1 protein-coding gene is annotated in these 311 nt (G+C 44.7%); it reads right to left on the reverse strand.

Annotated features, from left to right (window positions below; all coding sequences use genetic code 11):
• Nucleotides 1-7 precede the first annotated feature (7 nt).
• Nucleotides 8-311: transposase (locus tag ACWPAB_RS15470; protein WP_455692719.1), on the reverse strand; the 304-nt coding region annotated here is incomplete at its 5' end.

Here is a 311-nt window from a genome sequence, read left to right on the forward strand (position 1 = left end):
AACCTGTCTAGTATCTTTTAAGAACTATCTTCAGGAAGGCCAATACAACCATTTGAAGACTGCTGTTAAGGGCGCGTTCACAGTTTTTCCAAAGTCGCCGACATTTGTCTAGCCAACTCCATGAACGTTCAATGATCCATCGTTGCGGTAACACCGTGAACGTATGCAACTCGTTGCATTTAGCTACCGTCGTCTTAGCATTCAAAATGAGCTTCACCTGATCCGCAAAGTCATTGCCAGTGTAGCCACCATCAACCATGACATGCTGAACCAGCTCTAAATTTTGGCTAGCCAAACTAAGGCACCTGAAT

It is taken from the genome of Lacticaseibacillus sp. 30 (genome assembly GCF_053819265.1).